Annotated in this window: 10 protein-coding genes; 3 read left to right on the forward strand and 7 right to left on the reverse strand. The window is 42.7% G+C overall.

Annotated elements, in window-relative coordinates; all coding sequences use genetic code 11:
* Positions 1-243 precede the first annotated feature (243 nt).
* Complete coding sequence (locus QUB12_RS35700; RefSeq protein WP_333310834.1) at positions 244-435, forward strand: hypothetical protein; 192 nt, start codon at positions 244-246, stop codon at positions 433-435.
* A gap of 354 nt (positions 436-789) precedes the next feature.
* Complete coding sequence (locus tag QUB12_RS35705; RefSeq protein ID WP_333310835.1) at positions 790-1,779, forward strand: tyrosine-type recombinase/integrase; 990 nt, start codon at positions 790-792, stop codon at positions 1,777-1,779.
* A 402-nt stretch (positions 1,780-2,181) separates the two neighbouring features.
* Here QUB12_RS35705 and QUB12_RS35710 read toward each other — a convergent pair whose 3' ends face one another.
* From QUB12_RS35710 to QUB12_RS35735, 6 genes are all read right to left on the reverse strand, one after another.
* Positions 2,182-2,616, reverse strand: coding sequence for a hypothetical protein (locus QUB12_RS35710; protein WP_333310836.1), 435 nt, complete (start codon positions 2,614-2,616; stop codon positions 2,182-2,184).
* A 230-nt stretch (positions 2,617-2,846) separates the two neighbouring features.
* Positions 2,847-3,863: a hypothetical protein gene (locus QUB12_RS35715; protein WP_333310838.1), complete on the reverse strand. Its 1,017-nt coding sequence runs from the start codon at positions 3,861-3,863 to the stop codon at positions 2,847-2,849.
* 399 nt (positions 3,864-4,262) lie between these two features.
* The gene (locus tag QUB12_RS35720) at positions 4,263-5,612 is read right to left on the reverse strand and encodes a leucine-rich repeat domain-containing protein (protein ID WP_333310839.1); all 1,350 of its coding nucleotides are present in this window, start codon (positions 5,610-5,612) and stop codon (positions 4,263-4,265) included.
* A gap of 72 nt (positions 5,613-5,684) precedes the next feature.
* Complete coding sequence (locus QUB12_RS35725) at positions 5,685-5,816, reverse strand: hypothetical protein (protein WP_333310840.1); 132 nt, start codon at positions 5,814-5,816, stop codon at positions 5,685-5,687.
* On the reverse strand, positions 5,809-6,477 hold the full coding sequence (locus QUB12_RS35730) for a DUF6338 family protein (protein ID WP_333310842.1): 669 nt from the start codon (positions 6,475-6,477) through the stop codon (positions 5,809-5,811). Before QUB12_RS35730 ends, QUB12_RS35725 begins: the two co-directional genes overlap by 8 nt.
* A gap of 464 nt (positions 6,478-6,941) precedes the next feature.
* Positions 6,942-7,064 carry a hypothetical protein gene (locus QUB12_RS35735; RefSeq protein ID WP_333310844.1) on the reverse strand — a complete coding sequence of 41 codons (123 nt, stop codon included), beginning with the start codon at positions 7,062-7,064 and terminating at the stop codon, positions 6,942-6,944.
* Between the two features lie 178 nt (positions 7,065-7,242).
* Here QUB12_RS35735 and QUB12_RS35740 point away from each other — a divergent pair, with 178 nt between their 5' ends.
* Positions 7,243-7,854, forward strand: a complete 612-nt coding sequence (locus QUB12_RS35740; protein ID WP_333310846.1) for a hypothetical protein — start codon at positions 7,243-7,245, stop codon at positions 7,852-7,854.
* A 192-nt stretch (positions 7,855-8,046) separates the two neighbouring features.
* Here the strand turns inward: QUB12_RS35740 and QUB12_RS35745 are convergent, their stop codons facing one another.
* Positions 8,047-8,361, reverse strand: coding sequence for a type I restriction enzyme endonuclease domain-containing protein (locus QUB12_RS35745; RefSeq protein WP_333310848.1), 315 nt, complete (start codon positions 8,359-8,361; stop codon positions 8,047-8,049).
* Positions 8,362-8,664 lie beyond the last annotated feature (303 nt).

Below are 8,664 nucleotides of genomic sequence, written 5' to 3' on the forward strand. Positions count from 1 at the left end.
GGACGAAGAACAATGACTCTGTTAGCCAACAAGTTCGTTCAAATCGCCTCAAAAATCGACGCCACGAATGCCCAAATGGCAGCGCTACAAGCCAAACTTAGCGAGCTCCAAGACTATCAGCAACAGTTGCCCGACCCCTAGCGAACCCTCCCATCGCTAGCGGTATCTAGTACATAAGCTAGACCAAAATACTAGCATTGACTCATGAGAAATACTAGACACAAAAACTAGCTTAATTACTAAATGTCTACTAGGCATAGTGCTAGTATTTATCTAGTACAACCAAAACCACTGCCCGAAAAAACTCCGACCGCCCCAGAACCGATCGCCACACCGACGCTACCGCACCAACTACGGAGAGTGCTTACGGCGTCGGCCGATCTCCACCAAGAAACTAATGCTCTCGTTAGTCTCGGTAAAGCGCATCACTTCTGATGTGCCAGTCTGCAACGAAGATCCGGGCGAGCTAGAAATTGCTGGCGAGCGAGCGTCTGGCGAGCGGTGGGTTCATGATTCCCCCCGTGGTGGTGCGCGACAGTAGCGGGTACAAAATTGTTAGCGGACATTTTCAGTTTCACGCCTCCGTGCTGGCACGGCGACTCAACGGACGCGGGCCGGCGAGAACATTCCGGTCTTGATTCTGGAATCAGAAAATCAAGCGACAGCTTTGGCGCAACAAGCGATACTAAAACACAGAGCCGCTTAGACACCACAGCCCCGCCCAAAATGGACGGGGCGCATTTTGACCCTCCATGCCATCGTAAACTGTGCTTATCAATAGCAAAAACAATGAAAGCAGAACTGTCGATCGCCCGCCTGGAAGCTTCCCTCGATGCCAAAATTGAAAGGTATTTCGATACTCTAGATACCGATCCAGACGTGCTCAAACAATTACTCGCCGAGAAGCGCTCCGAAAATACACGACGCGCCTATGAGCGTGATGTCAATGACTTTTTGGTAACTATGACAGGGACGCCCGCCTTGCCTGATAACGTTTTGGAGTTTTTGCACCTTGAGGAACGGCAAGCAGTTTCGGTGGTGTTGAAGTACAAAGCTAAGCTGATCGACAAGGGACTCAAGGAAGCGACTGTTAATCGGCGGCTAGCGGCTGTTAAATCGTTGGTGGAAATGGGTCGCAAGCTCGGCGTGTGTCACTATACTTTAGGGGATATTAAGGGGGAGAAAATTGTCGGCTACCGAGATACAACGGGCGTTGATAGAGCCACTTTTGAGCGAATTTTGCAGCAGTGCGATCTGGCAACGAAAGCTGGCAAGAGAGACTATGCTTTGCTCCGGCTGCTGTGGGGTAATGCTTTGCGACGAAACGAAATCAGCCAGTTGAGTGTTGGTGACTTTGACCCGGCCGGTAAGACTTTGCGGATTAGGGGCAAGGGACGCGGTACGCAAGCTGAGATGATCGATTTGGGTTCTGCGACAGTGCAGGCGATCGCCGATTGGTTGGAGGAAAGGGGAAGTTGCTCGCACGATAGTCCGCTTTTTATAGCACTTGACTCCGCTCACAGCGGACACAGACTTAGCGGCGACGGGATCTGCAAGATGGTTGTCCGTTATAGCGAAAAAGCTGGTATTAAAAAACAGATGTCCCCTCACCGCATCAGACACAGCGCTATCACAGCAGCGCTGGACGCAACAGATGGGGATGTGCGGAAAGTTCAGAAACTCAGCAGGCACAGGAATTTGAATACCCTGATGGTGTACGACGATAATCGCAGCCGCGACCAAGGGGCCGTTACCGACTTACTGGATGGGATGTTTTGAGCCAAGAAAAATCCCTCAACTTTCGAGTAATTGAGGGATTTTGGTTTTGGCAATTGTTGCCAGGTGCGATCATACTTGCCGACAGCGAACAGAATACCAACCGCTCTTGTCGGCCAAATAATTTCAGGTTTTAAATTCAGATTTTAGATTTTGACAGTGCAGTTGCTGTGCAAACCGCGCAAAAACAGGAATCAAACCGAATCAAATGGCATCAAAGTCTGTCAAGTTTCAATCCCTAATAGGGCTTTAGGTTTTTGGTGACGGTTTGCAGTAACTCCGTAAGTAACGACGGAGTTTCAATCCCTAATAGGGTTTTAAGTTTTTGTGGCTTAGCGCTATAGAAATTATCTCAGCACATTCCGGGATGAACCGGGGTATAGATTCCTAATTCCCTTTTGGGGTTTACCCTTCAATCATCTCCAAAATTGCCTCAATGTCTGCGAGTGTTGTCGCTGATTTCTTACGCTTGGCTTTCAGTCTGTTTAACAAGTCAGCAGCCTCTGGTAGCTCAATTTCAGGGGGTGGGGTGTGGTACAGCTCAATCCTCATATCACTCACTAAATTCTGTAAGCGCCTATTCTCAGCCTTTAACCACGCCACTTCCTCGGCTCCAGTCCTTGTGTCATGCGATTGAAACTGTTTCTTTTCTACTTCGGAACCACCACGCCTATCTGCTGTGTCACGCGGTTCAATTCCTTTATCGAGTTGTCGGGCATAATCTAGAGTAGCGTCAGCCAGGGCGATCGGAACTCGAATGGTGCGAGTTGGGCCACTCTGCCAAGCAGCTTTAAAGCGGGAATCTTTGATTGAGTCTTCGTGTCCTTTAGGGTTAGGCATAACAAGTGATTCCCTTGTGTCAAGCGTTTCATTTAGTCTAGCAGGAAGGCTAAGTAGTGTCAAGCGCGTGACACATGGATTTTATGTTTCGATATTAGCGAGCAAATAGCAATTTTATCTGAGGGTAGGACAGAATTGTCGCTGTCCATGCCTGTCTATTTTGTTGCTCATGTTTCCACTCCTTGCAGCAATTAAACATCAACCTGTCAATTTTGCGATCACAGGTTAGATCAAATATCTTGAAGCATTTGAGAAACTGCATGGTTTGATCGAGTATCTTGGAGCATTTGAGAGATTGCTTCGACCGCAAAGTGGTATTCCAAAATATTTAAAAGTTCTTCTCGTGGGGCATTCCTAAACCGTTCTTTAAACTCAGGGTCTAGCTTCTCTCGATTAAGGCAGTTCAAACACCAATAAAAAGCTATTTCATCAAAAATTGCCTTGCCTAAAAGCATATATCTTATTCTCGTTTCTTTTTGACAACAAGGACAAGTTGTGTCATAGGGCTCATCACAAAAAACTAGAGCTGTCTGCCGATACTCTTCAATATTTCTTATTTTTTTTAGGCAATCATCCTTAGTATATTTTTCATCGCAAACAAAACACTTGCACTCTCTTTCATTATCTTTAAATACAACAAAGCTTAATGAGGAACAGTCCGGGCATCCGACTATTACTCCATTCTTACTCTCCACAATTCCACTTATGACTTCTTTAAATTTATTTAACCTATGATTTTTATAAACTTCAAATCTGGTTGCAATTTCTTTTATTGCTTTGAATTCTTCTTGTTGGCGAATTGTACTAAGAGGTTTGAGGTAAGTTTCCCAAAATTTTATAATTTCATCTAATGCTGCCGCTACAATATACTGACATTCACTTAATGGTATATCAATATCAAAATGTTCAAATCTATTTCTTAAATCTCGAAGTTTTTTTATAGGTTTATCATCAAGAATGACTTCTGAAATATTTCGTAATCTTTTTATTAATTCCTCATGATACACACTAACAAAATCACCATTTTCAAGTTTTTTTAAGCTAGCACTACTTATGTCTTGAAATATTAAGCTCCAATGTTCTTGTCTGAGTTTCTCTTTTAGTAATAATTCAATTCCAGAGTATAGATGCAATACAGAATACTTCCATGAATGCTCAGGTCCATCAAGGCATTCCAACATTGGTACTACTGCTTCATAGATATAATCTAGACCATTATCCAATAAACTTAATATAATCTTTGCCATTTGCTTGATCCACAATGTATTGTTCTAAGCCCTTACGGCTGAACTTATTTACCAGAAGCCATTTCGGGTCATCATAACCTGTAGTTTATTTACACGCCAATCAATAGGGTTGGGCATAACAAATGAATCCCTTGTATCAAGCGTTTTATTTACTGTAGCAGTAACCCTTAAGTAGTGTCAAGCGCGTGACACAGTGTTTTGTGGTATTACCAATAGTTAACCGGGTGGCGGTTATTTTTCCGACGGTCTTCTAAATTTTTTTCACTTCGACAAAGACTTAACAGCCCGTCGAAAAAATTCCGCTAGAGGTATAGGCGGGGAAAGGGTAATTTCCTACTCACTCCAAAATCTTGGTATAGGCGGGGATACTCGAATATCCCCACCTATACCTTATAACCGTTATGGCTGACCACTTTTGCATTTGCTGAGAAAAGCTTCATAATGCTTGCTAAGAGCGTTTTGATTTGGTACTGTTTTTTGATCCTGTGGTAAAGCCAGTTTCCGACCAGCCAAATCGTGGTAACAGGTGCCGACGAGTTCAGGAGCAATCACCACTTCATTGGTATCTGGTCGAATTGATAGTAAATGCAAATCGAACAGAGTGTGTATGTCGGATCTGAGCGGTAAACCATTTGTTGGATGATTGGTTTGAGTACCTTGATATGGAATTATATGTGCCGCTTCGATAGCTGACTCTACATCACAATCAGTTATCGGGCATCGACCACCGTAAGCAATTAACAACTTACGTCGAAATCCAGCCTGTCCCTGTCGCTGCACAATAGAAGCAGTTATCCGTTGTCTGGCGTCTTGAAGAGTTTCAGTGTCAAAATATTCCTCAGATTCAATTTTCTGGCGCTCAGCATCTAGCTCAGGTAGCGCTGGATTGCGGGTGTGGAAGTAAGAATCGGGAATGGTTCGCAAATCTAGTTTTCCCAAATTCTCCATACTACGAATCGCGTCTGGGATTTCAGTAATCTGATTGCTACCAAGGGTAAGCCGTTTTAGATTAGACAGTTGTCCGATCACCTTTGGAATTTGAGTAATTGGATTCTGGCTGAGGTTAAGGATTTCCAGATTGGACAGTTGCCCAATTGCTTCTGAGATGTAGATAATCTGATTCTGCCCGAGGTTAAGCCGTTTTAGATTGGACAGTTGCCCAATCGCTTCTGGGATAGAGGTAATCTGATTCTGGCTGAGGGTAAGCATTTCGAGATTGGACAGTTGCCCAATCGCTTCTGGGATAGAGGTAATCTGATTCTGACCGAGGTTAAGGGTTTCTAGCTTAGATAGTTGCCCAATCGCTTCTGGGATGGAAGTAATCTGATTATTATAGAGGAAAAGATTTTTCAAATTGGACAGTTGCCCAATCGATTCCGGGATGGAGGTAATCTGATTTTCATGGAGTAAAAGAGTTCTCAGATTGAACAGTTGCCCAATCACTTCTGGGATGGAGGTAATCTGATTCTGCTCGATGAAAAGCCATGTCAGATTGGACAGTTGCCCTAACGCTTCTGGGATGGAGGTAATCTGATTCTGACTAAGGTCAAGCCCTATCAGATTGGACAGTTGCCCAAGCCACTCTGGGATGGAGTTAATTTGATTGCAACTGAGGTTAAGCGAGTCCAGATATATACACTTGGCAATTTCCGGTGGTGCTTCTTCCAACTGCAGCCCCGATAAATCTAGTTCACTCAAATTTTCATCAGCCACCTGCTCAATTCGTCGCACTGCTTCCTCTCGGCTCATGTCATTTACCTCTTACTAACATCTATTTTATTGTGACCAAGATTTCGATGAGGCGTTGGGGATATTGTGTCGTTAATCTTGCTCTTTTTTCTCTTTAGGCGGAGGAGTGACATTAGAACCACCTTTGGGTGGAGTCCGTTTTTCTGGGGGATTTGACTTTTTGGCTTGGTAGCCATCCAACCGTTCTTGTTTTTCGTTAGACATTAGCTTCCTCCTGTTTATCGCTCCAAAATTCAATATACTTTATTTCTTCCCCTTTTAGTAAGATGCTGCAAGGGGGAATCAGTCTTTCCCACGATTCATTAGTATCAATCTTGTAAATTTCCTCAATATACAAGTCATGCTCTGAGACAATCGATGAAGCAAAGGAGTTAGTGCCGAAATACCCTGCTACTGTACTGCCGTCTTTCAAAGTTACAATTAGCCATACAGACTCATTAATTTTACTGAACTTATAGTCCCAGCTTGTAGGAATGCTAGAGATTGTATTTAATCCCAATCTATTTAAGATTTTTTTAATCCATTCTTTTTGGCTGAAATATCCAAGTAAAACTCCAATTACTATCGGGCTAATAAACACAACCACTCCCAAAGATAAAGCAGTGTAAAAAACAGATAAAACCTCTCTAGGTGTTTTTAAAAATATTAAATAAATTAGCCAAGACCAAACTGCATAATTGACACAACTCAGAGTCAAAAATCGCAAGAGGGAAGATTGTAAATCTTCCAGCCTTTTAGGGACAAAAATAGATAATGTTAAATCCATAACAAATCCGGGAACCAGAAATGTTATGGCGTAAAATACAGCGTCAAAACTTGTTAATGCTATTCCTCCTCTTGCTTGCCCTAAAATAGTTATAATCATATCTGGTTAACCCCCAAAATTTTCTCTGCATCAACATGATAATGTCCAATCTTCACTAACGGTTCCCACCCCAACTGCACAGGGAATAGAAGCGGATATTATCTTGGTCGGATTTGAGGTATTTCCCAGCCCAGGGCTTGCAAGGTAAAACTCAGTAAAGATAGCCATATATCCTGAGCCAGAGCCTGGAACCGCTAAGGCTATTAAATAATATCAAGCGCGTGACACACGGCTTTGGGTGTCCTCAGCCGGACGGGCAGGCGGCTATTTTTCCGACGGTCTTCTAATTTTTTTCACTTCGGCAAAGACTTAACAGCCCGTCGAAAAAATCCCGCTAGAGGTTTAGCCGGGAAAAGGGTAATTTTCCCAGTCACTCCAAAATCTTGGTATAGGCGGGGATAACTCTTTTTCCCATCTAGGACTTGAAAGCAGTGCTGCTACATCAGGATAGAGGCACTTCCTGATTAAGCGAGGGTGGTCAGAACTTGGATGGTGCAAGTAGGGCCACTCTGCCACGCAGCCTTAAATCGAGAATCCTTGATTGAGCCTTCGTGTCCTTTGGGATTTGGCATAATGATAGGCAGCATACGTGTATCGCCATGTGTCAGGCGTTTCAAATACTATAACAGTGCTGCTGTACAGTGTCAACCGCGTGACACATGGCTTTGTATTGTGAGAGTGCCAACTAAATAGTCTGCAAAAAATCCTCAAGCATCTAGGCTTAATGCTACAATAGTCAATAACTGTATACAGTAGGTCAAAAATATGTCCATATCAAAATTTCAGCAATTAGTAGATATTAACGAGGAAGATCATAGAAAAACTATTGAATATGTAACAAAAAATTATGATTTTATAAAAGAATTTACTAAAAAGTTAGCTCTTTATATTAGAGCTAAGGAGTTACGTCTTATTAACTCAGCAGAAGAAATAGGTTTCGTAGACAACAATATTGAAGATTTCATTACTATAAAAAATGGCTGTTTCTTTGAGTTCCAGTTACTACTTAATATATCAAATCCAAGCAATACCAATCTTTATGGTCAAAGTTTTTGTGAAAACCACTTAGTTCCTTTGTCAGGGGTAATTTTTGTTATAGCTGTTAAGCAAAAAGAAAATTCATTTATTGTGAGGGTTCCAGCTATCGAAAAAGAGGAATTTGTTAACAAAGAATTCGAGATAAAAGACCAAAATGATAATAATTCATTAATTGAAATATTTGACTCTTGTTTTGAAGCTATAAAAAAAACAGTTGAATGTGGATTGGAAAAAAGAATAAGTAAATTAGACATTTCAACAGACGACACTTCTAAAAAAATTATTGGATTTTATAAACCTTCAGAACAGTCAAATTTTATCGGGGCTTACAGCCACTAAAGCGAGGTCAGAATAACGTCATATCCTGACCTAGGGCTTAAAACTAGCTACAGCTTCATCAGAATATAACAGCTTCCCCGCCTATCCTCACTGTACTCAAAATGGCGGGTTTCCTTTACCTTTCGCCACTTATACCATCCTTATCTCTATGTTACAACTTCGCTACAGGAGTTTTAATCTTCCTGCGTAATATTAGGAACGATTTGTCTCTACTTCAAACTCGGTGAAAACCTTTGCCTGCTCTAACACTAACTCGATCGCAAGAGCTTGCATATCGGGCGGATAGCCATATTGCCTCAATAGACGTTTAACCATCACCCTCATTCTTGATCGGATGCTTTCTTTGAGATTCCAATCGATGGAAGCGTTTTTGCGTACCCGTGCTACCAGGACGATCGCCAATTCTCGCAGTTGGTCTTGTCCCATCACGTCCCGCGCACTCTGGTTTTGAGCCTGGTTGTTACCCCCAGATTTGCCGCTTGGATGAAATTTTAAGGGAGACGGCAATTAAGTCTCTATCCAGAGGGTTTAAGAAGGTTGAAAAGACTGTTTTGTAGGAAGTGGCTAGGGAGTACGCATGACTTATAGAACCGATTCGGGTATGTGGTGCTTGCTATGCCGAGTCGCCTTGTCATCGGATTGAGTGGCAGTTTAAGTCTGTTTGGAAGTGCGTAGGCTATAGCCGAGGCATCAGCCATCGCCATCAGCTTAAGCTTTTAGCTAAGTGTCCCCAGTGTGAAGCACGATTCAAGATACCTGCACTGTGGGAGAATGGGAGATGCGATCGCTGTCGGTTGCCGTTTGGGGGAT

The organism is Microcoleus sp. B7-D4, from assembly GCF_036705125.1.
Classification (GTDB): domain Bacteria; phylum Cyanobacteriota; class Cyanobacteriia; order Cyanobacteriales; family Microcoleaceae; genus Microcoleus.

Bases quoted from the DNA above. Each gene is read 5' to 3' on its own strand.
- QUB12_RS35700 (WP_333310834.1), top strand. From the start codon at position 244: ATGTCTACTAGGCATAGTGCTAGTATTTATCTAGTACAACCAAAACCA.
- QUB12_RS35705 (WP_333310835.1), top strand. From the start codon at position 790: ATGAAAGCAGAACTGTCGATCGCCCGCCTGGAAGCTTCCCTCGATGCC.
- QUB12_RS35710 (WP_333310836.1), bottom strand. From the start codon at position 2,616: ATGCCTAACCCTAAAGGACACGAAGACTCAATCAAAGATTCCCGCTTT.
- QUB12_RS35715 (WP_333310838.1), bottom strand. From the start codon at position 3,863: ATGGCAAAGATTATATTAAGTTTATTGGATAATGGTCTAGATTATATC.
- QUB12_RS35720 (WP_333310839.1), bottom strand. From the start codon at position 5,612: ATGAGCCGAGAGGAAGCAGTGCGACGAATTGAGCAGGTGGCTGATGAA.
- QUB12_RS35725 (WP_333310840.1), bottom strand. From the start codon at position 5,816: ATGTCTAACGAAAAACAAGAACGGTTGGATGGCTACCAAGCCAAAAAG.
- QUB12_RS35730 (WP_333310842.1), bottom strand. From the start codon at position 6,477: ATGATTATAACTATTTTAGGGCAAGCAAGAGGAGGAATAGCATTAACA.
- QUB12_RS35735 (WP_333310844.1), bottom strand. From the start codon at position 7,064: ATGCTGCCTATCATTATGCCAAATCCCAAAGGACACGAAGGCTCAATC.
- QUB12_RS35740 (WP_333310846.1), top strand. From the start codon at position 7,243: ATGTCCATATCAAAATTTCAGCAATTAGTAGATATTAACGAGGAAGAT.